Origin of the sequence: Candidatus Pelagibacter sp. (assembly GCF_052049855.1) — a bacterium.
Classification (GTDB): domain Bacteria; phylum Pseudomonadota; class Alphaproteobacteria; order Pelagibacterales; family Pelagibacteraceae; genus Pelagibacter.
The window spans coordinates 266,770-291,177 of the sequence record NZ_JBNGZE010000002.1 but is presented as its reverse complement, the minus strand read 5'-3'; the positions used below and the strand labels follow the sequence as shown (position 1 = coordinate 291,177).

At 28.9% G+C, this 24,408-nt stretch carries 24 protein-coding genes; 11 read left to right on the top strand and 13 right to left on the bottom strand.

Features of this window, described 5'->3' with window-relative positions:
• Window positions 1-4 precede the first annotated feature (4 nt).
• Window positions 5-922: an RluA family pseudouridine synthase gene (locus tag ACTT9X_RS03630; protein WP_440934322.1), complete on the top strand. Its 918-nt coding sequence runs from the start codon at window positions 5-7 to the stop codon at window positions 920-922.
• Here ACTT9X_RS03630 and lipB read toward each other — a convergent pair.
• Entirely contained in the window at window positions 900-1,517 is a 618-nt protein-coding gene (lipB, locus tag ACTT9X_RS03625; protein WP_440934321.1) for a lipoyl(octanoyl) transferase LipB, read from the bottom strand. The two genes, ACTT9X_RS03630 and lipB, sit on opposite strands and share 23 nt — an antisense overlap.
• A gap of 61 nt (window positions 1,518-1,578) precedes the next feature.
• On the opposite strand from lipB, the gene mgtE reads away from it, so the two are divergent.
• Window positions 1,579-2,952, top strand: a complete 1,374-nt coding sequence (gene mgtE / locus ACTT9X_RS03620; protein ID WP_440934320.1) for a magnesium transporter — start codon at window positions 1,579-1,581, stop codon at window positions 2,950-2,952.
• Between the two features lie 2 nt (window positions 2,953-2,954).
• On the opposite strand, the gene panC is transcribed toward mgtE, so the two are convergent.
• Window positions 2,955-3,800 carry a pantoate--beta-alanine ligase gene (gene panC, locus ACTT9X_RS03615; protein WP_440934319.1) on the bottom strand — a complete coding sequence of 282 codons (846 nt, stop codon included), beginning with the start codon at window positions 3,798-3,800 and terminating at the stop codon, window positions 2,955-2,957.
• Between the two features lie 4 nt (window positions 3,801-3,804).
• On the opposite strand from panC, the gene ACTT9X_RS03610 reads away from it, so the two are divergent.
• On the top strand, window positions 3,805-4,620 hold the full coding sequence (locus ACTT9X_RS03610) for a sugar phosphate nucleotidyltransferase (RefSeq protein ID WP_440934318.1): 816 nt from the start codon (window positions 3,805-3,807) through the stop codon (window positions 4,618-4,620).
• Window positions 4,617-5,915 carry a UDP-glucose dehydrogenase family protein gene (locus tag ACTT9X_RS03605; RefSeq protein WP_440934317.1) on the top strand — a complete coding sequence of 433 codons (1,299 nt, stop codon included), beginning with the start codon at window positions 4,617-4,619 and terminating at the stop codon, window positions 5,913-5,915. Before ACTT9X_RS03610 ends, ACTT9X_RS03605 begins: the two co-directional genes overlap by 4 nt.
• Window position 5,916: 1 nt before the next feature.
• Here the strand turns inward: ACTT9X_RS03605 and ACTT9X_RS03600 are convergent, their stop codons facing one another.
• Genes ACTT9X_RS03600 through ruvX form a run of 7 tightly spaced genes read right to left on the bottom strand, consistent with a single transcriptional unit; the run spans window position 5,917 to window position 12,564 of the window.
• Complete coding sequence (locus ACTT9X_RS03600) at window positions 5,917-6,378, bottom strand: RidA family protein (protein ID WP_440934316.1); 462 nt, start codon at window positions 6,376-6,378, stop codon at window positions 5,917-5,919.
• A gap of 7 nt (window positions 6,379-6,385) precedes the next feature.
• Window positions 6,386-6,637 carry a hypothetical protein gene (locus ACTT9X_RS03595; RefSeq protein ID WP_440934315.1) on the bottom strand — a complete coding sequence of 84 codons (252 nt, stop codon included), beginning with the start codon at window positions 6,635-6,637 and terminating at the stop codon, window positions 6,386-6,388.
• Window positions 6,634-9,219 carry a type I DNA topoisomerase gene (topA, locus tag ACTT9X_RS03590; RefSeq protein ID WP_440934314.1) on the bottom strand — a complete coding sequence of 862 codons (2,586 nt, stop codon included), beginning with the start codon at window positions 9,217-9,219 and terminating at the stop codon, window positions 6,634-6,636. The genes ACTT9X_RS03595 and topA overlap by 4 nt, the downstream gene beginning before the upstream one ends.
• Window positions 9,220-9,256: 37 nt before the next feature.
• On the bottom strand, window positions 9,257-9,835 hold the full coding sequence (plsY, locus tag ACTT9X_RS03585) for a glycerol-3-phosphate 1-O-acyltransferase PlsY (protein WP_440934313.1): 579 nt from the start codon (window positions 9,833-9,835) through the stop codon (window positions 9,257-9,259).
• 2 nt (window positions 9,836-9,837) lie between these two features.
• Complete coding sequence (pyrC, locus tag ACTT9X_RS03580; protein WP_440934312.1) at window positions 9,838-11,124, bottom strand: dihydroorotase; 1,287 nt, start codon at window positions 11,122-11,124, stop codon at window positions 9,838-9,840.
• Window positions 11,125-12,066, bottom strand: coding sequence for an aspartate carbamoyltransferase catalytic subunit (locus ACTT9X_RS03575; RefSeq protein ID WP_440934311.1), 942 nt, complete (start codon window positions 12,064-12,066; stop codon window positions 11,125-11,127).
• 42 nt (window positions 12,067-12,108) lie between these two features.
• A complete protein-coding gene (ruvX, locus tag ACTT9X_RS03570; protein WP_440934310.1) occupies window positions 12,109-12,564 on the bottom strand; it encodes a Holliday junction resolvase RuvX in 456 nt (151 codons plus the stop codon).
• Between the two features lie 50 nt (window positions 12,565-12,614).
• Here ruvX and gatC point away from each other — a divergent pair, with 50 nt between their 5' ends.
• From gatC to ACTT9X_RS03535, 7 genes are read left to right on the top strand one after another with little or no spacing between them, the layout of a single operon-like run.
• On the top strand, window positions 12,615-12,902 hold the full coding sequence (gene gatC / locus ACTT9X_RS03565) for an Asp-tRNA(Asn)/Glu-tRNA(Gln) amidotransferase subunit GatC (RefSeq protein ID WP_440934309.1): 288 nt from the start codon (window positions 12,615-12,617) through the stop codon (window positions 12,900-12,902).
• Window positions 12,902-14,359 (top strand): Asp-tRNA(Asn)/Glu-tRNA(Gln) amidotransferase subunit GatA, encoded by a 1,458-nt coding sequence (gene gatA, locus ACTT9X_RS03560; protein WP_440934308.1) that lies wholly within the window; start codon window positions 12,902-12,904, stop codon window positions 14,357-14,359. The genes gatC and gatA overlap by 1 nt, the downstream gene beginning before the upstream one ends.
• The gene (gatB, locus tag ACTT9X_RS03555; RefSeq protein ID WP_440934307.1) at window positions 14,356-15,819 is read left to right on the top strand and encodes an Asp-tRNA(Asn)/Glu-tRNA(Gln) amidotransferase subunit GatB; all 1,464 of its coding nucleotides are present in this window, start codon (window positions 14,356-14,358) and stop codon (window positions 15,817-15,819) included. Before gatA ends, gatB begins: the two co-directional genes overlap by 4 nt.
• Before the next feature lie 5 nt (window positions 15,820-15,824).
• Entirely contained in the window at window positions 15,825-16,475 is a 651-nt protein-coding gene (locus tag ACTT9X_RS03550) for an O-methyltransferase (protein ID WP_440934306.1), read from the top strand.
• Window positions 16,475-17,380, top strand: a complete 906-nt coding sequence (gene trhO / locus ACTT9X_RS03545; protein ID WP_440934305.1) for an oxygen-dependent tRNA uridine(34) hydroxylase TrhO — start codon at window positions 16,475-16,477, stop codon at window positions 17,378-17,380. The genes ACTT9X_RS03550 and trhO overlap by 1 nt, the downstream gene beginning before the upstream one ends.
• A 14-nt stretch (window positions 17,381-17,394) precedes the next feature.
• Window positions 17,395-18,732 (top strand): MATE family efflux transporter, encoded by a 1,338-nt coding sequence (locus ACTT9X_RS03540; RefSeq protein ID WP_440934304.1) that lies wholly within the window; start codon window positions 17,395-17,397, stop codon window positions 18,730-18,732.
• 12 nt (window positions 18,733-18,744) lie between these two features.
• Window positions 18,745-19,272 (top strand): thermonuclease family protein, encoded by a 528-nt coding sequence (locus ACTT9X_RS03535; RefSeq protein WP_440934303.1) that lies wholly within the window; start codon window positions 18,745-18,747, stop codon window positions 19,270-19,272.
• A 2-nt stretch (window positions 19,273-19,274) separates the two neighbouring features.
• Here the strand turns inward: ACTT9X_RS03535 and ACTT9X_RS03530 are convergent, their stop codons facing one another.
• Genes ACTT9X_RS03530 through ACTT9X_RS03515 form a run of 4 tightly spaced genes read right to left on the bottom strand, consistent with a single transcriptional unit; the run spans window position 19,275 to window position 24,366 of the window.
• Window positions 19,275-19,838, bottom strand: coding sequence for a sarcosine oxidase subunit gamma (locus ACTT9X_RS03530; RefSeq protein ID WP_440934302.1), 564 nt, complete (start codon window positions 19,836-19,838; stop codon window positions 19,275-19,277).
• A complete protein-coding gene (locus tag ACTT9X_RS03525) occupies window positions 19,831-22,836 on the bottom strand; it encodes a sarcosine oxidase subunit alpha family protein (protein ID WP_440934301.1) in 3,006 nt (1,001 codons plus the stop codon). The genes ACTT9X_RS03530 and ACTT9X_RS03525 overlap by 8 nt, the downstream gene beginning before the upstream one ends.
• 1 nt (window position 22,837) lies before the next feature.
• Window positions 22,838-23,113, bottom strand: a complete 276-nt coding sequence (locus ACTT9X_RS03520; RefSeq protein ID WP_145597818.1) for a sarcosine oxidase subunit delta — start codon at window positions 23,111-23,113, stop codon at window positions 22,838-22,840.
• Complete coding sequence (locus ACTT9X_RS03515; RefSeq protein WP_440934300.1) at window positions 23,113-24,366, bottom strand: sarcosine oxidase subunit beta family protein; 1,254 nt, start codon at window positions 24,364-24,366, stop codon at window positions 23,113-23,115. The genes ACTT9X_RS03520 and ACTT9X_RS03515 overlap by 1 nt, the downstream gene beginning before the upstream one ends.
• Window positions 24,367-24,408 lie beyond the last annotated feature (42 nt).

Here is a 24,408-nt window from a genome sequence, read left to right as displayed (position 1 = left end):
AATCATGAAGAAATCTTACATCGTTGATTCAACGTGTAATGATATGCGTTTGGACAGATGGTTAAGATTAAAAATTGGCAAAATTCCACAAGGACTTGTGGAGAAATACTTAAGAACAGGAAAAATAAAACTCAATAGAAAGAAAGTTAAAAGTTCTTTTAAAGTAAAAACAAAAGATGAAATAAATATATTCAACATTGAATTTAAAGAAACAATTCAACACAAAAAAATTAAGTTTTTACCATCAAAAGAAATTATAAAATCAAATGAAGATCAAATTATTGACAACAATGACAATTTTGTAGTTTTAAACAAAGCATCAGGCATATCGGTTCAAGGTGGAACTAAATCAAAAAAAAATCTAGTTGATATTTTTGCTAAAAGTGAAATTTTTGAAGGAACAAAACCATATTCTGTCCATAGATTAGACAAAGATACTTCTGGAGTTTTTATTATGGCTAAAAATAGAGAGAGCGCTCAACTACTTACTTCTTTATTTAGACTAAGAAAAGTACACAAAACCTATTTAGCTATATGTCAAGGAGAAATTAATAAAAAATCTGGTGTATGGGATAATGATTTAATTAGGTACGACGGTGATAAAAAAATAATTGAAAAAGCAAAAACAATTTTTACAGTTATTGATAAAAATTCTGAAGCAAGTTTATTAGAATTAAAACCCATTACTGGACGAAAACACCAGTTAAGAAAACAATTATATGCAATTGGAAATCCCATATTTGGAGATACAAAATATAAATTATCAAATTCTAATAAAGGAATTAATAAAAATTTAATGTTACATTCATATCAAATTAAATTTAAAATTAATGATATAAAACATACTTATTCAGCTTTGTTGCCTGATTACTTTAAAAAACTTTTAAAATCTAAAAGACTTAGATTTTCAAGTTTGAAATAAAATTTTTAACTAATATATCACTTAAATTTGAGTAATCCTGATCTAAAATATTTTTTAAATTAGTTACTCCTTTGTCTGAAATACCACATGGTATAATTTTTTTATATTTTTCTAGATCATTATTTATATTTATTGCAAAACCATGATAGGCAATCCATTTGCTAACTCTGATACCTATAGCAGCGATTTTTTTGACTTCATTATTATATTTATACCATATACCGATATTATCTTTATCTGGAAAAGTTTCTATTTTATAAAATTTTAAAGTTTGAATTATTGTTTTTTCAATAGTTGTTATAAATTTTCTGATATCTTTTTTTTTCCTTAAATCTAAAACAAAATAGCAAATTAATTGACCTGGTCCATGGTAAGTAATTTTACCACCTCTATTCGTTTCTAATATTTTAATGGATTTGTCAATAATCTCATTCTCTTTATAAGAAGTTCCTGCTGTAAAAACTTCATTATGCTCCAAAGTCCAAATTAATTCTTGATCATTATTTTCATATAAATCCTTTAATCTTGACTCTAATATATTAATAGCATCAAAATAATTTACTGGTTTTATTGACTTTTTGATCTCTATGTTCATTTATAATTTGTATTATCTTTATTATGTATTAATAGTGCAAATCTAAATTATAGGTAGATTTATGTCTTTAACTAAAAAAACTAAAGATAAAAAAGTAAATTTTGAATTTAATAAAGAATATATAAGAGTTGTTACCAGCAAAATAGCTAACAATGACGCTCAATTTATTACTAATTCATTTAACGAAATGCACCCTGCTGATGCTGCGGATATTATTGAGCACCTTAGCGAAGGGGATAGAGAAAGTTTAATTAAATTAAATAATTTTAATATTGATCCGGACGTTTTTGTTGAATTGAATGAGTCTATTCAATCGGAAATTATTACATATTTATCTTCAGATTCTATAGTTAGTATTCTAAAGGGTTTAGAGTCAGACGATGCTATATCTATATTGGAAAATGTTCCTGAAGAGGATAAAAATGCAATCCTTAGCTCTTTACCACCTAAAGATAGATTTGCTCTACTAGAAAGCTTAAGCTATCCAGAGGATACTGCTGCTAGACTTATGCAGCGTGAATTTACAGCTATACCAAGTAATTGGTCTGTAGGTCAAACAATTGACTATTTAAGAGAAAACAAAGATTTACCAGAAGAGTTTTTAGAAATTTTTATTGTTAATGAAGATTTCAAACCAATAGGAACTGTTCCTTCCTCTAGAGTTTTAACAACACCTAGAGATACTAAAATGGCAACAATTATGTCAGAATCTCAATTATTAATTCCTGTAGAAATGGATAAAGAGGAAGTTGCTAACTTATTTGAAAATTATAATTTGAATTCAGCTGCTGTTGTAGACAAAAACAATAAATTAGTTGGTATGATTATGAACGATGACGTTTTAACAGTCTTGAAAGAGGAAGCCGAGGAAGATGCTTTAAGATTAGCAGGGGTAGGAGATGAAGAAATTACTGATGGAGTTGTAAAAAAAACAAAGAGAAGATTCAATTGGCTTTTACTTAATTTATTTACTGCCTTTCTAGCAACATGGTGTATTAGTTTATTTGGAGCAACCATTGAACAAATGGTAGTATTAGCTTTCTTAATGCCGATTGTAGCTTCGATGGGAGGAAATGCTGGAATGCAAACACTTGCAGTAACAGTAAGAACTATAGCTACAAATGATTTAACTCAAAATAATTTCTCATCAAATGTATTTAAAGAATTTTCTATTGGTATTTTAAATGGAATTATATTTGCAGCAATAAGTGCTTTTATTGTTCAGCTATGGTTTCAAGATAGTATCCTTTCTCTGATCATAGCAATATCAATGGTACTAACAATGATCATAGCCGGATTATTTGGCATACTGGTTCCTTTTACCCTAAAAAAAATGAATATCGACCCAGCGATTGCCTCAAGTGTCTTTGTGACAACAATTACAGATGTAATTGGTTTTGTTTCTTTTTTAGGCGTAGGAGCATATTTTTTATAAAATTATAGGTTATCTATTAATCTGACGTTTTTTAAATAATAAGCAATAAACAATCTTGAATTATTTTTTGTATTTGAAAGTTTTAAGTTTTTTATATTTCTTAGCTCTAAATAATCAATTTTAATTTTATAATTATTTTTTAATTCTTTTTTTTTAAGATTTAAAAAGCTTGGAATATTTTTCTTATTTTTAGTATTTTTTTTAATATCTACTAATGTTTCATAAATCCTTGCTGCGATGATTAAATTAGATTTATTTAAAAGAAGATTTCTTGATGAGAGAGCTACATTATCCTTATCTCGAATTGTTTTGCAAGGAATAACCTTAGTTTTATATTTTTTTTCCAATTCTTTTTTTACCAAATATAGTTGTTGAAAATCTTTTTCTCCCATAAATATCTTCTTAGGTTTTACAATTTTAGTTAGTTTATTCATTACATCTAAAACACCTTCAAAATGACCTTTTCTAAATTTAGCACACAAAATTTTATCTTTTTTTAGCAATGTAATTTTTGATTTTTTTTTATCTTTGTATATGTCTTTAAATTTAGGAAGATAAACAAAATCAACTTTTTTGCTTTTTTTAAGAATTTTTAAATCTTTCTTGATATTTCGTGGATAGGATTTTAAATCTTTTTTATTATTAAATTGTTTTGGATTAACAAAAATACTTACAATTGTTTTTTTACAAAGTTTATTTGATTTATTTATTAGTGATAAATGACCTTTATGTATTCCACCCATAGTAGGAACAAAACCCAGGTCATTAAATGGCCTTAATGATTCAAATAATGTCGTATTGTTTAATAAAATTTTCATTTGTATAAAAATATTTAATAAGTAAAACATTTAAATGATTAAACAAGCAATTATTCCTTTAGCTGGACTTGGAACTCGGTTACTACCTTTAACAAGTGTTTTTGCTAAAGAGCTTTTACCCATCAATGGAAGACCTGGAATTGAATATATTCTAGATGAATGCATTGATGCAGGTATTAAAGAGATTGTTTTTATTATCTCTACTAAAAAATTAATGATTAAAAAATATTTTTACAGTGATCAATTTTATAAAAATATTATTAAAAAAAAAAAAGATCCTAGATTAATTAATGAGTATAAAAAAATACTTAAATATAAGAGTAAAATTAAGTTTGTTTTTCAAAATATTCCAAAGGGCACAGGTGATGCCGTCCTTAAGACAAAAAAATATATTAAAAATAAATATTTTTTAATGTTGTTACCAGATGATTTAATTATTAAAAAAAATTGTTCTAAGTCAATGATCAAGGTTCATAAAAAATATCAAGCTTCAGTAATGGCATCTATGAAAGTAAAAAAAAACAACGTTTCAAGATGGGGGATATATAAAATTAATAAAAAATTAGATAAAAGAAATTATGTTATTGATGGTGTTGTTGAAAAACCATCAGTAAAAAAGGCACCATCAAATAATGCTGTTATTGGAAGATATATATTACCACGAACTATTTTTAAAAAAATTAGATCTCTTAAACCTGGTAAAGGTAAAGAGATACATATTACTGACGCAATTCAACTATTAATAAATGATAAAGAAAAATTTATAGCTCATAATTTTGAAGGTAAATATCTTGATTGTGGAACAATGAGAGGCTACATCAACTCCTCGAAAGAAATAGGAAAAATATGAAATTATGTATGATTGGTACTGGTTATGTTGGTTTAGTAAGTGGAGTTTGTTTTTCTGATTTAGGCAATGATGTCATATGTGTTGATAAAGACATTAAAAAAATTAACAATTTAAAAAAGGGTATTGTTCCTATTTACGAACCTGGTTTAGAAGAATTAGTTTTAAAAAACTATAAGAATAAAAGACTGAATTTTTCAACAAACCTAAAAGAGTCGGTTAAAAAATCAGATATTGTTTTTATATGTGTAGGAACACCAACTAAAAAAAATAGTAATAGTGCTGACTTAAGCCAAGTATATACTGCTGCAAGAGAAATATCTAAATCTATAAAAAAATTTAAAATTATAATCAATAAATCGACTGTGCCCGTGACAACAGGTGATGAGGTTGAAAAAATTATATCTAAAAAAGTAAATAAAAAATTTTTTTCAGTAGTATCTAATCCTGAATTTCTAAGAGAAGGTGAGGCTATTAGAGATTTTATCTATCCAGATAGAGTGGTAGTTGGATCAAATGATAGTAAATCCCAGAGAATATTAAAAAGTTTATATTCACCACTAATATCAAAAGGTGCAAAATTTCTTTCTACAAAAAGAAGAGCAGCTGAATTAATTAAATATGCTTCAAATGCTTTTTTAGCGACAAAGATTACCTTTATAAATGAAATATCAAATTTATGTGAAAAAACCGATATAAATATTGAGGATATCTCAATAGGAATTGGACTAGATAAAAGAATTGGTAGCAGATTTTTAAGAGCTGGACCTGCATACGGTGGGTCATGTTTTCCAAAAGATACCAAAGCTTTAGTTTCAACTGCTGATAAATTCAAAACCAATTTATCAGTCGTAAAAAGCGTTATCAGATCTAATGATTTAAGATCTGATTTATTATCCAAAAGAGTTAGTTTTATTTTAAATAATAAAATTAAAAATAAAGTTGTATCCTTTTTGGGTGTAACTTTTAAAGCAAATACTGATGATATGAGAGACTCGTCTAGCCTAAAATTAATCCCATTTTTATCCAAGAAAGGTGCAAAAATTAAATATTACGATCCTACTGGATCAAAAAAAGAATTTAAAAAATTTAAAAATGTTGAATTTTCTAATTCAATACAAGAGTCGATCAAAGGATCAGATATTGTAATTATACATACAGAGTGGAATGATTTTAAATCAATTAATTTCAAAAAATTTTCAAAAAATAAAAAACTTATTATTTACGATATGAGAAATATTTATTCACCAAATAAAATTAAAAAATTAGGTTTTAAATATTTTGGTATCGGAAGATAATTTAATTTAACTCAAAAATTGCATCAACTTCAACAGACACGCCAAGTGGTAAGCTATTTGTACTTACTGCTGCTCTAGTGTGCATTCCTGCTTCACCAAAAACAGAAGCAATTAAATCAGAAGCTCCATTAATTATTTTTGGTTGATCTGTAAAGTTATCAGTTGAATTGACAAAACCTGTTAATTTTACACACGATTTAATTTTAGAAAGATCTCCATGGCAAGCTACTTTTGCTTGCGATATAATACTTAAACCACATCTTTCTGCTGCTTTATATCCTTCTTCTACTGATAAATCTTTCCCAATTTTTCCTTTTATTAACTCACCATTTTCATCAATTGAGATTTGACCAGATATAAATAAAAGATTTTCAGATATTTTTGTTGCAACATACGATCCAACAGGAGGTTTAGCTTCCGGGAGTTTAATTTTTAATTCTTCAATTTTTTTTTCAAAATTCATATTTAATTTAGTTTTTGGTAATTTTATTTTTAATATTATTAAAAATTTTTTTTGTTCCTTCTTTTATTTGTTCAGTTTTGGTAGCAGAACCTTCTTTTATTTTATTATTTACATTATTAGCACTATCTTTAATACTTTTAGCCTTACACTCTAGATATTCTTTTGAAAGTTTTTTAATTCCCGAACAATTATTTTCTTTAGCAATTGAAACACTAGAAGATAACAAATAAACTATTATAGTTATCAATATTTTTTTCATTTTTTTTTCTTTTTTTTAGTCTTTTTATTTCTATCGTATTCTCTTCTTTTCTCAATTAGTATAAGAGCCTCTTCCATTGTTAAATCTACTGGATCTTTTTCCTCTGGTATTGTTGCATTCAGAGATTTATATTTAATATATGGTCCATATTGGCCTTTCATGATTCGGACTGGTTTTTTATCTTCAGGATGTTCACCCAAATCTTTTATGATAGAAGAAGACATTCTCCCAGGTTTTGCTTCAGCTATTAGTGTAATAGCTCTATTTAAACCTATAGAAAAAATTTCTTCGACATTTTCTATTCTAGCTGATTTATTTTCACATTTTAGATATGGTCCAAATCTACCAGTGTTCAAAGTGATTTCTTTTTGATTTTCTGGATTGATACCCAATGATTTAGGTAATGAACATAGAAATTTTGCTTTATCTAAATCAATACTTTCTAATTCAATACCTTTTGGAATAGACACATTTTTCAATAATTCATTTACTTCAGTTTTCTTTTTTTTAGTTTGTTTTCTTTTTTTAGGTTTTTCTTCTTTAATATTTTCTTCAAGAACTTTTTCATACTGAAGATAGGGACCAAATCTCCCATTTTTTAAAAAAATATCATTCCCATTTTCATGTTTTCCTAGAAATTTTGGTTCTGCTAATTGTGACTGAGCAGCTGCTTTAGTTTTTGATAATGGTCTTGTAAATTTACATTCAGGATAATTTGAACATCCAATAAATGCACCTCCTCTAAAACTATTTTTTAAACTAAGGGAACCTGTGTCACATAACTGACATTTTCTAACTATCTTTCCTTCTTTATCAGTGTCAAATATCAATGCTCCCAAACTTTCATTTAAAAGATCTAAAACCTCTCTAGTTCTTTTTTCTTTTACCTCTGAAACATTACTATTAAAATCTTTCCAAAACATTTCTAAGACTTTTAACCAACTCTCTTTTCCAGAAGTTATTTCATCTAGCTGATCTTCTAGTCCAGCTGTAAAGTTATAATCTACATACTTTGAAAATAGTTTTTCTAAAAACGCAGAAATTAATTTACCTCTATCAGTTGGAAAAAATCTTTTGTTAACTATTTCAGCATAACCTCTATTTGCTATTGTTGAAATGATACTTGCATAAGTTGAGGGTCTTCCAATTCCTAACTCTTCTAATTTTTTAACCAAACTCGCCTCAGAGTAACGTGGGGGAGGTTGGGTAAAATGTTGTTCATCAATAAGAGCTTCTATATTAATTGGTCCTTTTGACATCTCAGGTAAAATTTGCTCATCATCATCTTTGCTCTGATTTGAATAAACTTTTAAAAATCCATCAAATTTCAAAACAGATCCACTTGATTTACATATAGTTTTACCGTCTTCAGATTCAATTGTTATTGTATTTCTGTCAAATTTTGCTGTTTCCATTTGAGACGATAGAGCTCTAGACCAAATTAAAGAATATAATTTTTGCTGGTCAGAGCTTAAATACTTTTTAATAGAGTCTGGATTTCTATTAATATCAGTTGGTCTTATTGCTTCATGAGCTTCCTGAGCATTTTTTGCTTTTTTTCCTGAGTAATTATTTGGATTTTCTGGCAAGTATTCGTTGCCATATTCTTTTTTAATAAAATTTCTAAAATCAGAGATAGCATCAGCTGATAAATTAGTTCCATCCGTTCTCATATAAGTAATTAACCCAACTGTATCTCCCTCAATTTCTATTCCTTGATAAAGTTTTTGTGCTATTTGCATTGTTCTTGATGCACCAAAACCTAATCTACTAGAAGCAACTTGCTGAAGTGTTGAAGTAGTAAAGGGTCCTGAGGGATTTCTGCTAACAACCTTTGAGGAAATGTCAGTTATGTTAAATTTTTTGTTCTTAATATTGGAAATTGCCTTCTCAATTTCTTCTTTATTTTTAAAAGAGAATTTTTCAATTTTTTCTCCATCAAGTTGAGAAATACTTGCTGTAATCTTGCTTTTATTTTTATCCTGAAAATTAATACTTAAAGTCCAAAACTCTTCAGGTTTGAATAATTCAATTTCATGTTCTCTTTCAGTAATTAATTTCAGTGCAACAGACTGAACTCTACCTGCTGATTTTGATCCAGGTAATTTAGTCCACAGTATTGGTGATATGTTAAATCCCACCAAATAATCTAATGCTCTTCTAGCCATGTATGCATCAACTAATAAGGGCTCTATCTGTCTTGGATTTTCAATACCATGTGTTACAGCTTTTTTTGTTATTTCATTAAATACTACACGTTCAATTTCTTTATCTTTTAAAAGTTTTTTTTCATCTAAATATTCTTTTACATGCCAAGCTATAGCCTCTCCTTCACGATCTGGGTCAGTAGCAAGAATTATTTTCGAAGAATCTTTTGCAGCATCTGTAATTTCTTTAAGATATTTTTTTGAAAAGCTATCAACTTCCCATTCCATTTTAAAATTTTGATCTGGATCAACGGATCCATTTTTTGAAGGAAGGTCTCTAATATGACCATAGCTTGCTAAAACGGTATAGTTATCACCTAAATATTTATTAATTGTTTTCGCTTTAGCAGGGCTTTCAACTATGACTAGATTCATAAAATAACAAACTACTTAAAAGAGTTTGATAGTCAAATTAATAAATTTTTGTCTTAGTTTCTTCTTTATTTTTCAAGCGTTTAATATTTTCTCTGTGGGTAAAAAATATTAAAATAAACATTATTACGTAGAAAAATACATTTTCTAAATCTCCCAAAATTAAAATATAAACAGGTATAGAAAGCGACCCTATCAACGAAGCTAAAGATGAATATTTAGAAATAAAAAAAATTATTAACCAACAAATACCAAATACTAAACCAAAAATAATATTTAAAGAAAAAAGTATCCCAACATATGTAGCTACACCTTTGCCACCATTAAATTTTAACCAAATAGGAAACACATGACCTATAAAAGCACATAAAGCTGATATATATACTACGTCAGGGAAATTAATTTTTACGTATAGAACAGGTATTACAGCTTTTAATACATCAAGTATTAGTGTCGAATAACCAATTAGTTTATTACCAGTTCTTAGAGCATTCGTTGCGCCAATATTACCAGAACCGATTTCTCTAATATCTTTTTTTAAAAATATTTTAGTTAAAATTAATCCAAAAGGAATTGATCCCATTAGGTACGAGATTATACCTATTATAAAAAGTTCCATTTTTATATTTTAAATAATTCTATACCTTTTACAAATGTATTGGTTACTTTTCCTTGAAGTTTCTTATCTTCAATTGAAGTGTTTTTAGATTTAGAGATTAAATTTTCTTTTTTTACAATCCATGGTTTATTGATATCTACTATACAAAAATCTGCATCATTACCTATAGACAAGTTACCTTTATTAATATTTAATATTTTTGCTGGGTTGGATGTTAATGCTTGAATGATAGTTTCAAGTTTTACAGATCCATTATGAAACAATTCTAAACTTAAAGACAATAATGTTTCAATACCAGATGCACCTGTTGCAGCTTGAGCAAAAGTTAATCTTTTAGATTCTTCATCTTCAGGTTTATGGTCAGAAACAATTACATCAATAGTTTTATCTTTTAATCCTTGAACTAAAGCTTCTCGATCTTCTTCTCTTCTTAGTGGAGGTGACAATTTTAAAAAAGTTCTAAAATCTCCAATGTCGTTTTCATTTAATGAGAGATTATTTATTGATACACCGCAAGTAAATTTAACATTTTGTTTTCTTTCTTTAATTATATCAACAGATTTGCCTGCTGATAGTTGAGATATATGATATCGACATTTAGTTTTTTCTAATAGAGTAAGATCTCTTTCAACTATAATTCTTTCAGCAATATCTGGTATACTTGATAAACCTAGTTTTGTTGCAATAATACCAGAATTAATCATTCCATTTTGAGCTAAATCAAAATCTTCAGCATGTTGCATTACAAGACATCCCAAATCTTTAGCTGAATTCATAATTCTAGACATAAGTCTAGTATTTTGAATTGTTTTCACTCCATCAGTAAATGCAATAATTCCTTTTTTAGCTAGTAAACCAAATTCAGTCATATTAGTACCATCAGTGTTTTGAGTTAATGAGGCACAAGGAAAGATATTTATTTTTGATTTATCACGTCCTCTTCTTTTCAAAAAATCTACTATAGAGACATTATCTATAATTGGATCTGTATTTGGCATGGTTACTACGGAAGTTACTCCACCAGACAATGCAGCATTACTCAAAGTTCTAAAATTTTCTTTATATTCATATCCTGGCTCGCCTACAAAAACTCTCATATCCACTATGCCAGGAAATATATATTTACCTTTTAAGTCAGTAGGCTTTTCTCTAGTTGGTAAATTATTTGTATTTACCTTTTTTCCTATTGCTTCTATCTTTCCGTCTTCTCCAATTATTAATCCACCATTTTCATTTATGGAATTATGAGGATCTATAATGTTTGCATTTATAAAGTATTGTTTTTTCATTTATTCACAAAATATTTTTAAACATGCCATTCTTACAGCAACACCTAATTCAACTTGTTCTTTAATTACACTCTTGTTTATGTCGTCAGCTAATCTTGTATCAATTTCAATTCCTCTATTCATTGGACCAGGATGCATAATTAGAGCATCTGATTTCGCATGATCAAGTTTGTCAGGAGTTAATCCGTAATATTCGTAGTACTCTCTATTAGATGAAAGATATGAACTGGTCATTCTTTCATTTTGCAATCTAAGCATCATCACAATATCACAATCTTTGAGACCTTTTTTCATATCAGTAAAAGTGTTTACACCAAATTTTTCAATTTCTTTTGGCATCAGATTAGATGGAGCTACTATGTTAACCTCAGCTCCTAACATTGTAAGAAGATAAATATTTGATCTAGCTACTCTTGAATGAAGTATATCTCCACAAATAGCGATTCTTAATCCTTGAATTTTTTTTTTTCGATTTCTAATTGTTAATGCATCTAATAATGCTTGGGTAGGGTGCTCACGTCTACCATCACCAGCATTTAATACGACACAATTAACTTTTTGAGATAATAGATTACAGGCACCAGAGTCTTGATGTCTGATAACAATTATATCAGGATGCATTGCATTTAAAGTCATTGCCGTATCAATTAAAGTTTCACCCTTCTTAATTGCAGAGTTACCCATATTCATTGACATAACATCCGCACCAAGTCTTTTTCCAGCAAGTTCAAATGAGCTTTGAGTTCTAGTTGATGGCTCAAAGAATAGGTTTATTTGTGTTTTACCTCTTAACACATCAATTTTTTTATTTTTACTCTGATTTAATTTTATAAAAGCTTCTGACTCATCAAGGATATAATTAATATCATTAACTGATAAATCTTGGATACCTAACAGATGTTTTTGTGAGATTTTAATAGCTTTATTGGTTTTAATTGCCATTAAAATTAACTCTATAGCTATAAAGCCCCTAAATGGCAAGGATTAATTATTTAAATAATCTATAGCTCCTTGAAGAATAAATGCAGCTGCATTTTGATCTATGTTTTTTTCACGCTTAGAAACATTAACATCAAGCTGACTGGATAGATTAAATGCGCCAACAGTTGAAAGTCTTTCATCCCAAAGACAAACATCTACATCAATATTTTGGTCTATATTTTTAGATACATCACTTACTGATTGAGCAGAAGGACCTAATGAACCATCCATGTTAATTGGATATCCAATGATAATTCCTTTAATATTGTTTTCCTCTATTATTTTTTTTAATGCGTTGATTAGATCATCATTATTGGTTTTATTGATCGTTTTAAAAGGTGTGGCTATTGACTGTTTTTCATCACAAATTGATACACCGATTCTTTTTGAACCAAGATCTAAACCAATCAATCTAGAGGTTTCAGACTGTTTTTTTTTGAATTCTTCAATAGTGATCATATTGTATATTTTAAACTTAAGTGATAGTTTGCGACATATTTAAATACCATATGAGCATCGATCTTAAAACAATAAAGCATATATCTAAACTATCAAGAATTTCTGTAGATGAGAAAAAAGCAGAGAAACTTGCAGGAGATTTAAATTCAATTTTCGATTTTATTGAAAAACTTAACGAATTAAAAACTGACAATGTTGAACCATTAACTTCTGTTGCTGAAACAACTCTAAAACTAAGATCAGATGAGGTAAAAATTAAAAACTTAAGAGATCAAGTGATAAAAAATTCTCCTAAGGAAAATGAAGATTATTTTGTAGTACCAAAGGTAATTGAATAATGTCAGATATAACTAAACAATCATTATCTGAGTTAGTAGAAAATATAAAAAGTAAAAAACTTTCCTCTAATGAAGTTACTAAAGCATTTGTTGAAAGATCAGAAAAATCAAAAGAATTAAATACATATATAACTGAAGATTATGCAAATGCTTTAAATAAAGCAAAAAAGTTTGATGAAAAACCTAATCTCGATCTTAAATTGCCTGGCATCCCAATGGCTGTAAAAGATTTATTTTGTACAAAAGATTTAAGAACTACGGCAGGTAGTAAGATTTTAAATAACTTTGTTCCAACCTATGAGTCGACAGTTACACAAAACATTTGGAATGAAGGAGCTATCCTAATGGGGAAATTAAATTGTGATGAATTTGCAATGGGTTCATCTAATGAAACTAGTTTTTTTGGTAATGTACAAAACCCAATTGATAAGAATTTAGTTCCAGGAGGTTCTTCAGGTGGATCGTCTTCTGCTGTAGCAGCTCAATTAACACCAATAACTATTGGAACAGATACAGGTGGATCTATAAGACAGCCTGCTTCATTTACTGGAACTGTTGGATTAAAACCTACTTATGGTAGTTGCTCTAGATACGGAATTGTAGCATTTGCATCATCCCTAGATCAAGCTGGTCCAATGGCACAAAATGTTAAAGATTGTGCGTTGTTGCAGGAAGTTATTAGCACTTATGATGAAAAAGATTCTACATCAATAGACTTTAAAAGAAACGAGTACAGCAAAGAATTAACAAAAGATATTAAAGGTAAAAAAATAGGAATACCCAAAGAATATAGAGTAGATGGCATGCCTAAAGAAATAGAAGACCTATGGAAAAAAGGTATTGAATATGCAAAAGATTGTGGTGCTGAGATTATCGATATATCTCTACCACACACTAATTATGCACTTCCAACTTATTACATAGTAGCACCAGCAGAGGCCTCATCTAATTTGGCTAGATACGACGGTGTTAAATACGGTTTTAGAGCTGAAGGAGAAAATCTTATTGATATGTATGAAAAAACTAGATCTGAAGGATTTGGTGCTGAGGTTCAAAGAAGAATAATGATTGGAACTTATGTTTTATCTTCAGGATATTATGATGCTTATTATCTTAAAGCACAAAAGGTAAGAAAACTTATTAAAAATGATTTTGATGATGCTTATAAAAAAGTTGATGCAATTCTAACCCCATCCACTCCAAGTTCAGCTTTTAAAATTGGTGAAAAAACAAATGATCCGGTTTCAATGTATTTAAATGATATTTTTACTGTTCCTGTAAATTTAGCAGGTTTACCTGGAATTTCCATACCTGCAGGCCATGATGCTAAAGGATATCCATTAGGATTACAGATAATTGGCAAAGCTTTTGATGAACAAAATATTTTAAACATTGCATATGCTATGGAAGAAAAAATTAATTTTAAAAATAATATTACTGATTGGTGGATTAAGTGAGTAAGAACAAATCTGAATATCTAATTAATAGACATGATAATCAATATGAAGTTGTCATTGGTTTAGAAGTTCATGCACAAGTTACATCGCAGTCGAAATTATTCTCAACATCAGCGACCAAATTTGGAGCTGAGCCAAATACTCAAGTAAGTTTAGTTGATGCAGCATTTCCAGGAATGCTGCCAGTAATAAACGAATATTGCGTAAAACAAGCTATCAAAACAGGAATTGGTTTAAAAGCTAAAATCAATAAGAGATCTGTCTTTGATAGAAAAAATTATTTTTATGCAGACTTACCTCAGGGATATCAAATCTCACAATTCAAAGATCCAATTGTAGGTGAGGGTAAAGTAATACTTGATATGCCAGATGGTCAAAAAGAGGTAGGTATTGAAAGATTACACTTGGAGCAAGATGCCGGTAAAAGCATTCATGATTTAGATCCTAAAAATACTTTTGTAGATTTAAATAGATCAGGTGTGGCTTTAATGGAAATTGTAAGTAAACCTGACCTAAGGTCCCCAGATGAAGTAAATGCATATATTAAAAAATTAAGATCTATAATGAGATATTTAGGCACCTGTGATGGAAACATGCAGGAAGGATCTTTAAGAGCCGATGTAAATGTATCTGTTAGAAAAAAAGGTTCAAAAGAGTTTGGAACCCGTTGTGAGATCAAAAATGTTAACTCAATAAAATTCATGCAGATGGCAATTGAATACGAAGCTAATAGACAAGTTGATTTAATTGAGGATGGTCAAACGATTGATCAAGAAACAAGGCTTTTTGATACTAAAAAGAATGAAACTAGATCAATGAGATCAAAAGAAGATGCACATGATTATAGATATTTTCCAGATCCAGACTTATTGCCATTAGAAGTTTCAGATGATTTTATTGAAAACTTAAAATCAGAAATTCCAGAGTTGCCAGATGAAAAGAAAAAAAGATTTATAGAAAAATTCAAGTTATCTCCTTACGAAGCTAACATTTTAGTTTCCGATATTGAAACATCCAATTACTTTGAAAATGTAATTAAAAAATCTGATGTAAAACTTGCAACAAATTGGATAATTGGTGAATTATTTGCAGCGTTAAATGAAAAAAATTTAGAAATAACTGAAAGCCCTATAAGTGCAGGCAATTTATCAAAGTTAATAAATTTGATTAAAGATGGAACAATTTCAGGAAAAATTGCAAAAACAGTATTTGAACAAATGATGAAAGGCGACCAGGATCCTAAAAAAATTGTTGAAGAAAAAGGTTTAAAACAAGAGAGTGATCCAAAAGCACTTGAGGCGCTGATAGATAAGGTTATTGATGATAACAGAGATAAAGCTACCGAATATAAATCAGGTAAAGTTAAATTATTTGGTTTCTTTGTTGGACAAGTAATGAAAGTTTCTGGTGGAAAAGCAAATCCTCAATTAGTTAATGAGATTTTAAAGAAAAAACTTTAGAATTTATGGGTTCAGACCTTAATATAACTAAAGAACTCCAAGATTATATTTTAAGTCATGGATTTAATTTACATCCAGTCCAAAAAGAAATAATTGATTACAACACTTCTCTTGGTGATATCAAAAGAATGCAAATCTCAATTTCACAAAGTCAATTTCTGCATTTAATTATAAAAATTTCAAATATTAAAAACATTTTAGAGATAGGTACATTTACAGGATTAAGTACGTTATCTATGGCTTTAGCATTATCAGATGATGGCAAAATAATTGCTTTAGATAAAAATAAAGAAACTAATAAAGTTGCAACAGATTTTTTCAAAAAAGCTAAGCAAGATCATAAAATAAAAACATTAATTAAACCTGCTTTAGAAAGTTTAGATGAAATTAAAAATGAAAAGTTTGATTTAGTTTTTATTGATGCTGATAAAATGAATTATATTGAATACTATGAACGTTCTTTACAATTATTGAACAAAAATGGTCTAATAATCATTGATAATGTTTTATGGTATGGAGAAGTTGTGAATGAAAACAATAATGATAAATTTACTAAAAATATTAAAGAGTTTAATAGTCATATCTCAAAGGATACAAGAGTTGAAAAGTTAATAATTCCTCTTGGTGATGGTATGACTGTTTGTAGAAAATTATAATGTTTGAAGTAGTTGGTTTTTATAAATTTGTCAAAATTTCTTATCTAAAGAAAAATCAAAAAGTTTTATTAGAAACTTTAAAAAAGAAAAACATTAGAGGTACAATAATAATCTCTAAAGAGGGGTTAAACGGAACTATCTCTGGTAAAGCTGCAGACATTAAATTCACAATTAACAATTTAAAAAAAACTTTTAATTTTAAAGAATTTAACAGCAGCAATAAGTCTAAAAGCTTATTCCAACCATTTCATAAACCTAAAGTGAAAATCAAAAACGAGGTTGTTCCTATGAATTTAATTTTAAAAAAAAGAATAAAGAAAAAGGATAGCCATGTAGATCCAATCAAATGGAATAAACTGATTAAAGAAAAGGATACTGTTCTTATAGATGCGAGAAAACCATTTGAGCATGATGTTGGAACATTTAAGGGAGCAATCAATCCTGATGTTGATAACTTTAGAGATTTTCCAAAATATCTAAAAAAATTAAAAAAAAATCAACCTATAGCTATGTTTTGTACTGGTGGAATTCGTTGTGAAAAGGCATCTGTATATTTGGAGAATAAAGGGTTTAATAACATTTATCAGTTAAATGGTGGAATTTTAAATTATCTTAAAAAAACAAATAAGAAAAAAAGTTTATGGAAAGGTGAATGCTTTGTTTTTGATAACAGGATTAGTTTAAAACATGGTCTAAAAGTTGGTTCTTACTCAATGTGTAGCGGTTGTAGGAAGCCAGTATCTCGTAAGGATAAAAAATCAAAAAAATATGAAGAGGGCGTTTCATGTCCAAATTGTCACGACAATCTGACAGATGATCAAAAATCAAGATTTAGGATGAGGCAAAAACAAATTAATCTTGCTAAAGCAGTAGGAAAAAGACATATCTTTCAAAAAGAGTATTAACAGATCTTAAATTAATGAATTTATTAAAAGATGAAGTTTCGTTATTAGTAAGAAAACTTGCTGTACCAGCAAGTGTAGGAACCTTATTCCAAACACTTTACACAATCGTAGATACTTTTTATGCGGGAAAAATATCGCCAGAAGCCTTATCTGCTTTGAGCAAGTCTTTTCCGATATATTTTTTGATTATTGCGACATCCATAGGAGTTACCGTAGCAGGAACATCATTGATTGGCAGCAGTATTGGAGAAAAAAATGAAAAAAATGTTTTAAGTTATTTTGGAAATGTAATCATTTATTCGATTATAATCTCGATAGTTGTATCTATTTTAGGATTTACTTTTGGTGAAAAGATATTCTTATTAATGAATTCCTCTCAAGAAGTAACAATTCTTGGTCTCGAATATATAAATGTAATTTTTTTAGGTACAATATTATTTATTTTAGTAGTAGCATTAAATTCATTCTTACACGCAGAAGGAGATACTAAAACTTACAGAAATGTTCTAATATTTTCTTTTTTCTTAAACATTATTTTAAATCCAATTTTTATTTTTGGTTTTTTATTTATACCACCATTAGGAATAACTGGTATTGGGATAGCAACTTTAATTGCCCAATTTATATCTTTGTTAGTTATTCTGATAAAAATATTAAATAATCAAAGAATTAAACAAATAACTTTAGACCATTTCAAAGCTAAATTTTTTTTCTTAAAAAATATTTTTTTTCAATCAATGCCAATTACAATTGCCATATTAGGATATTCTATTGCCGCAACAGTTGTTTTTACATATGTTGGATTATTTGGTGAATATGCTGTAGCAGGATATGGATCTGCCACAAGAATTGAGCAAGTAGTTTTGTTACCAATACTAGGAATTAATACAGCAATAATTTCTATAATAGCACAAAATATTGGAGCAAAATATTACGATAGAGTGGAGCAATCCTATTTCACCTCAATAAAATACGGTCTATTGTTAATGTTAATTGCTGGTGTAGTTATTTTTATAAGTGCTGACATTGTTCCTAAATTCTTTTCTTCAAACCCAGAGGTAATTATGCATGGCTCAATGTACCTTAAGATTTCAGCATTTATTTTACCTGCTTATCCAATATTTTTCTTATCAAATGGATTTTTTATGGCTTTAAAAAAATCTGAAAAAGCAATGGTTAATAATATTGCCAGAAATGTTATAGTACCAGTTTTATCCTTTTACATTGCAAAATATTTAAATGCAGATTTTAAAACTTTTTTTTATATTTGGGCTATCTTTCAATGGCTGATATCATTGATGTTACTTTTTTATGTCAAATATTATATTAAACACAAATTGGCTAATATTTAATATTTTTTAAATATGTTTTTTACAAAAAGAAAAGCGATAATTTTAATTATAATCTGTTCGATATTTTTTATTCTCACATATAAAGATGTTAGGTCTGAAGAGATTAAAGAAATTTCTGGAAATGCTCAAATTATTGATGGTGATACAATAAAAATAAATTCAAAAAAAATAAGATTGCATGGAATTGATGCACCTGAATTCAAGCAAATGTGTAAAAAACCATATTTAACAATAATTTTTTTTACTTTTACTAAAGATTATCCATGTGGAAAAATTTCAACTCAAAAATTACAAAAAAAAATAAATAACAAAGTAATAACTTGTAAAATTTTGGATGTTGATAGATACAAAAGATTTATTGGAGAATGTTATAAAAGAAATTTAAACTTGAATTCTTGGCTAGTTTCAAACGGTTATGCAGTAGCTTATAGAAAATACTCAAAAAAATATATATCAAACGAAATTAATGCTAAAAATGAAAAAAAAGGCCTTTGGCAAGGTAAATTTGAAATGCCATGGGACTTTAGAAGAAAAAAATAAGTTTATAATCTTGAAGCACAATCTTCAATCCAAGAACAAAGATGTTCAGCAAAAGATCTTCTAACAAACAGATTTACAACATTTTCATCTTTATGGTGCATAATCACATCTATATGATTTAAAACTGTCTGAGTTGTTGATCCTTTCTTTTCCTTAAATTCATTAAAATTAAAAGGAGATCCTGCTGAAAAAATTTCATAAATATTTTTGCCTTTAAGTTCTAATTGAACAAATTGATCTGTTACATTAGTAACAGCACCTAAATTTGTTTTTGAAATACTATTAAATAACATTTCATGTAGTTCGTATTTAATGGCGTCCTTACTTACAAGCTGGTTAGAAACTATCATCCATTCATCTGGGCTAAGCCATATTGCTGTTAATTTATCACTAGTTGTTGATGTGTTTGCCTCTGTAGGTAGGATCATATTAAGATTTTTACCAATATTTTTTAAAAATTCTCTTCTTTTACCTCTTAAATTAATTTTCATTACTTGAGAGATTTCTTTTACTGAAACACTTTCTTGATTAATTTCATTTTTGATAACTGAATTATAATTAAGCATTTAAACTCTCATTTTTCTCATCGTAAAACACTGGATTTGCAACAGTGACATTAATATTTTTATTTTCCATTGGCACATAAAGTTGTTTTCCCATCATGTCTTTTCCACCTCTAACTACTGCAAGTGCGATTGATTTGTTAAGGTTGGGACTGAAATAACTTGAAGTTACATGTCCAAGCATTTCTACTGGACTTTGATTTAACTCAGAAACGATTTGCGCTCCTTCCTCTAAAATTACATTTGGATCTTCTGTTAATAATCCCACCAATTGTTTTCTATCTTCTTTTATTGTATCAGACCTATAAAGAGATCTTTTACCTATGAAATCGTATTTCTTCTTGCTTACTATCCAATCCATTTGAAGATCGATAGGGGTCATTGTTCCGTCAGTATCTTGACCAACAATAATAAAACCTTTTTCTGCTCTTAATAAGTGCATTGTTTCTGTTCCATAAGGTGTAATGTTAAACTCTTTTCCTGCTTCTATACACTTTTCCCATAAATCTTTTCCATAGCTTGCTTGAATATTTATTTCGTAGCTGTGTTCTCCAGTAAAACTAATTCTCATTATTCTGCATTCAATATTACCGATTTTAGCTTCTTTGAATGACATGTGAGGAAAGCTTTCATCTGATAAATCTAAATCGGGAATTATTTTTTTAACAATTTTTTTACTATTAGGTCCACATAAACTCGCCGTAGCATAATGATCTGTTACAGAAGTTAAATACACATCAAGCTCAGGCCATTCTGTTTGAAGATAATCTTCAAGTTTACCTAAAACATTAGCAGCACCACCAGTTGTTGTGGTCATAAGATAATGATTTTCACCTAATCTTGTTGTAACTCCATCATCATAAACCATACCATCCTCATTTAGCATTAGGCCATATCTACATTTCCCTATAGGTAATTTTGACCAAGCATTTGTATAAACTCTATTTAAAAATTCAGAAGCATCACTTCCTTGAATATCAATTTTACCGAGAGTAGAGGCATCTAATATACCAGCACTTTCTCTAGCAGCTTTACTTTCTCTTTGAACTGCCTGATGCATAGTTTCTCCGTTAATAGGGTAGTACCATGCTCTCTTCCATTGACCGACATTTTCAAATTCAGCTTTATTTTCAACATGCCAATCATTCATTGGTGTTCTTCTAAAAATATCAAAAAACTTTCCTACATTTCGACCTACAATAGTTCCAAACGTTAATGGTGTGTAAGGAGGTCTAAAAGTTGTGGTCCCTAATTCTCCCATTTTAACGCCTGCTGTATCTGCAATTATGCCTAACGCATGCATATTTCCTAGTTTACCTTGATCAGTTCCCATTCCAGTAGTTGTGTATCTCTTAACATGTTCGATAGATCTAAAACCTTCTCTTAATGCCAATTTGATATCTTTAGCGGTTGCATCATTTTGATAATCTACAAATGGTTTAGTTTTACCCAAAGGTTTATCAGAAGGTAGCAACCAAATATTTCTTTTTGAATTTTCCTGATCAATTTCAACTTTAATTTTATCTAAATCCGTTTCTTTAATATTTAGACCATCTTTAAGCTTTTGATTTAAATTTTTAATGATTTCATCAATTTTAAAATCTCCACCACAAGATCCTACACTTATTTGTTCGGATGTATTTTGATTTGGTAAGAAAATCTGTTTTTCCTCATCAAAATTAAGTTTACTACCTGATTGTGTGTATAAATGCACTGCAGGCGTCCAACCACCAGCAACTCCTAAGCAATCACATGAAATAGAAATTTTACTTCCAGTAACTGAAGTGCCATCATTAGATAGTTTCATTATTGAAACACTATTTAATCTTTTGTATCCAGCTGTATCAACAATTGTATGTGACCAGTAAATTTTAATACCTGCTTCTTCTATTTTTTTTACAATTTTACTTTCAGATTGGTCTCTAATATCAACGATTGCTCCAACATTGATGCCTTTGTTATATAATGACAAAGCACTTTCATAAGCACTATCATTATTAGTAAAAAATACATTTTTACTACCACATGCAACTCCATAAAATTCACTGTATTTTTTAATAGCAGATGAAAGCATTATTCCTGGTCTATCATTATTATTAAATATCAATGGTCTTTCTAATGCACCTGTGGCCAAAATAACCTTCTTAGCTCTAATTTTAAGAAGTCTTTGTCTAATTTTATTTGTTTTATCTTTTGCTTCTAAATGATCAGTTAGATTTTCTTTAGCCAATAGATAATTATATTGATGGTAAGCAGCTACACTTGTTCTAGTTTTTATTTCAAGATTTTTAATATTTTTAAGTTCCTCTATTTCTTTTTTCAACCATTCAGAAGGAGTTTTATTATCAATTTTGTTAAATTCATTGTTTTCATAAACAGTCGAACCACCAAGTTCATTTTTTTCATCAACTAACAACGTTTTAAAATTATTTTTAGCTGCATTTTTTGCTGCTAATATTCCTGATATACCTGCACCTACAACCAATACATCACAGTGAATATTTCGGTGGTCATAAATGTCAGGATCACTTGATGTTGGTGATTTCCCCAAACCGGCTGAGTGTCGTATGAAAAATTCATATTTTTCCCAAAAACTTGCAGGCCACATAAATGTTTTGTAATAAAAACCTGCTGGAAAAAAAGGGGAGAGAAAATTGTTTATTCCACCAATATCAAATTCTACACTCGGCCAACAATTTTGACTAGATGCCTCCAAACCTTCATAAATCTCTACTTCAGTTGCTCTAACATTTGGTTCTGTTCTGTTGGTACCAGGGTTTATTTGAACTATAGCATTTGGTTCCTCTGAACCTGAAGTCATAATTCCTCTTGGTCTATGATATTTAAAACTTCTTCCAACTAAATGAACATCGTTTGCAAGTAATGCTGAAGCTAATGTATCACCTTTAAAACCATGGTAAGTTTTGCCGTTAAATTTAAAGGAAATTCTATTAGTTTCATCAATATACTCACTGGATTTTACTCTTAATTTTTTATTCATTTTATTGAGCGGGTGGTTTTTCACCCATTTTGTAAATTGCTTTTATTTCGTCGTTAGAAGTATCTCTAACCATATTAAACCATTTACGACAACCATGTGCATGGTTCCATCTTTCAAATTGAACACCTTTAATGTTTTTTCTCATAAATAAATATTCTGCCCATTCATCATCACTTAATTCTGTTGGTTGCTTAGGTCTCTCGATATGAGCTTCACCTCCAGCCTTAAATTCTTGCTGATCTCGTTCTCCACAGTATGGACAGTTTATTAAAAACATTAATGAGCAACCGCTGCAGCCCCATGTTCATCAACAAGGTCTCCGCTTACAAATCTATTTAAATTAAATGCAGCATTAAGTTTGTGTGGTTCATCATTTGCAATAGTATGTGCAAATAAATCTCCGGATCCAGGAGTTGCTTTAAATCCTCCAGTACCCCAACCACAATTAAAGTATAATCCTTTAATTGAAGTTTTACTTAAAATTGGACTAGCATCAGGACATATATCTACTATTCCTCCCCATTGTCTTAACATTCTCATTCTACTAAAAATTGGATATAATTCTAAAATTGCATTTAATGTTCCTTCAACTATTTGGTGACTTCCTTTTTGAGTATAAGAAACATAATCGTCTGTTCCAGCACCAATGACTAATTCCCCTTTGTCAGATTGACTAACATAAGCATGCACTGCGTTAGACATTACAACTGTATCAATAATTGGTTTTACAGGTTCAGAAACTAAAGCCTGTAAAGGTTTACTTTCAAGCGGAAGTCTTAGGCCCGCCATATTAGCTATGACGCTAGAATGACCAGCTGCAACAACACCAACTTTTTTAGTTTTAATAAAACCTTTTGTTGTTTCTATTCCCTCAACACTATCTCCATTTCTTTTTATTCCTTTAACTTCACAATTTTGAATAATATCAACACCCATTGCATCAGCTCCTCTAGCATATCCCCAAGCAACTGCATCGTGTCTTGCTGTACCCGCTCTTCTTTGTAAAGTTCCCCCTAAAACAGGGTACCTAATATCTGGTGATGTATTTATTATTGGACAAAACTTTTTAATTTCTTCAGTGCTCAAGTATACTGCATCAATACCATTTAATCTATTAGCATGTGTTCGTCTTTTTAAATCTCTAACATCTTGTAAATTATGTGCAAGGTTCATTACACCTCTTTGACTAAACATTACATTATAGTTTAGTTCTTGAGATAAACCTTCCCAAATTTTTAATGCATGATCATATAATCCTGCACTAGCATCCCATAAATAATTTGATCTAATAATTGTAGTATTACGTCCAGTATTTCCTCCACCAATCCAACCTTTCTCGACTACGGCAATATTATTCATATTGTGTTTTTTTGCTAAATAGTAGGCTGTTGCTAAACCATGGCCACCACCACCAACAATAATGGCATCATATTCTTTTTTAGGAGTAGGATCTTTCCAGGCTCTTTGCCAATTTTCATGATATGAAAAAGCATTTTTTATCAAAGAAAATATTGAGTACTTATTTCTCATAATAATTGAATAAATACTTTATAAATATTGAATTTTCAATAA

Coding starts and splice junctions, on each gene's coding strand:
- ACTT9X_RS03630 (WP_440934322.1), top strand. CDS start 5: ATGAAGAAATCTTACATCGTTGATTCAACGTGTAATGATATGCGTTTG.
- lipB (WP_440934321.1), bottom strand. CDS start 1,517: ATGAACATAGAGATCAAAAAGTCAATAAAACCAGTAAATTATTTTGAT.
- mgtE (WP_440934320.1), top strand. CDS start 1,579: ATGTCTTTAACTAAAAAAACTAAAGATAAAAAAGTAAATTTTGAATTT.
- panC (WP_440934319.1), bottom strand. CDS start 3,800: ATGTTTTACTTATTAAATATTTTTATACAAATGAAAATTTTATTAAAC.
- ACTT9X_RS03610 (WP_440934318.1), top strand. CDS start 3,805: ATGATTAAACAAGCAATTATTCCTTTAGCTGGACTTGGAACTCGGTTA.
- ACTT9X_RS03605 (WP_440934317.1), top strand. CDS start 4,617: ATGAAATTATGTATGATTGGTACTGGTTATGTTGGTTTAGTAAGTGGA.
- ACTT9X_RS03600 (WP_440934316.1), bottom strand. CDS start 6,378: ATGAATTTTGAAAAAAAAATTGAAGAATTAAAAATTAAACTCCCGGAA.
- ACTT9X_RS03595 (WP_440934315.1), bottom strand. CDS start 6,637: ATGAAAAAAATATTGATAACTATAATAGTTTATTTGTTATCTTCTAGT.
- topA (WP_440934314.1), bottom strand. CDS start 9,219: ATGAATCTAGTCATAGTTGAAAGCCCTGCTAAAGCGAAAACAATTAAT.
- plsY (WP_440934313.1), bottom strand. CDS start 9,835: ATGGAACTTTTTATAATAGGTATAATCTCGTACCTAATGGGATCAATT.
- pyrC (WP_440934312.1), bottom strand. CDS start 11,124: ATGAAAAAACAATACTTTATAAATGCAAACATTATAGATCCTCATAAT.
- ACTT9X_RS03575 (WP_440934311.1), bottom strand. CDS start 12,066: ATGGCAATTAAAACCAATAAAGCTATTAAAATCTCACAAAAACATCTG.
- ruvX (WP_440934310.1), bottom strand. CDS start 12,564: ATGATCACTATTGAAGAATTCAAAAAAAAACAGTCTGAAACCTCTAGA.
- gatC (WP_440934309.1), top strand. CDS start 12,615: ATGAGCATCGATCTTAAAACAATAAAGCATATATCTAAACTATCAAGA.
- gatA (WP_440934308.1), top strand. CDS start 12,902: ATGTCAGATATAACTAAACAATCATTATCTGAGTTAGTAGAAAATATA.
- ACTT9X_RS03550 (WP_440934306.1), top strand. CDS start 15,825: ATGGGTTCAGACCTTAATATAACTAAAGAACTCCAAGATTATATTTTA.
- trhO (WP_440934305.1), top strand. CDS start 16,475: ATGTTTGAAGTAGTTGGTTTTTATAAATTTGTCAAAATTTCTTATCTA.
- ACTT9X_RS03540 (WP_440934304.1), top strand. CDS start 17,395: ATGAATTTATTAAAAGATGAAGTTTCGTTATTAGTAAGAAAACTTGCT.
- ACTT9X_RS03535 (WP_440934303.1), top strand. CDS start 18,745: ATGTTTTTTACAAAAAGAAAAGCGATAATTTTAATTATAATCTGTTCG.
- ACTT9X_RS03530 (WP_440934302.1), bottom strand. CDS start 19,838: ATGCTTAATTATAATTCAGTTATCAAAAATGAAATTAATCAAGAAAGT.
- ACTT9X_RS03525 (WP_440934301.1), bottom strand. CDS start 22,836: ATGAATAAAAAATTAAGAGTAAAATCCAGTGAGTATATTGATGAAACT.
- ACTT9X_RS03520 (WP_145597818.1), bottom strand. CDS start 23,113: ATGTTTTTAATAAACTGTCCATACTGTGGAGAACGAGATCAGCAAGAA.
- ACTT9X_RS03515 (WP_440934300.1), bottom strand. CDS start 24,366: ATGAGAAATAAGTACTCAATATTTTCTTTGATAAAAAATGCTTTTTCA.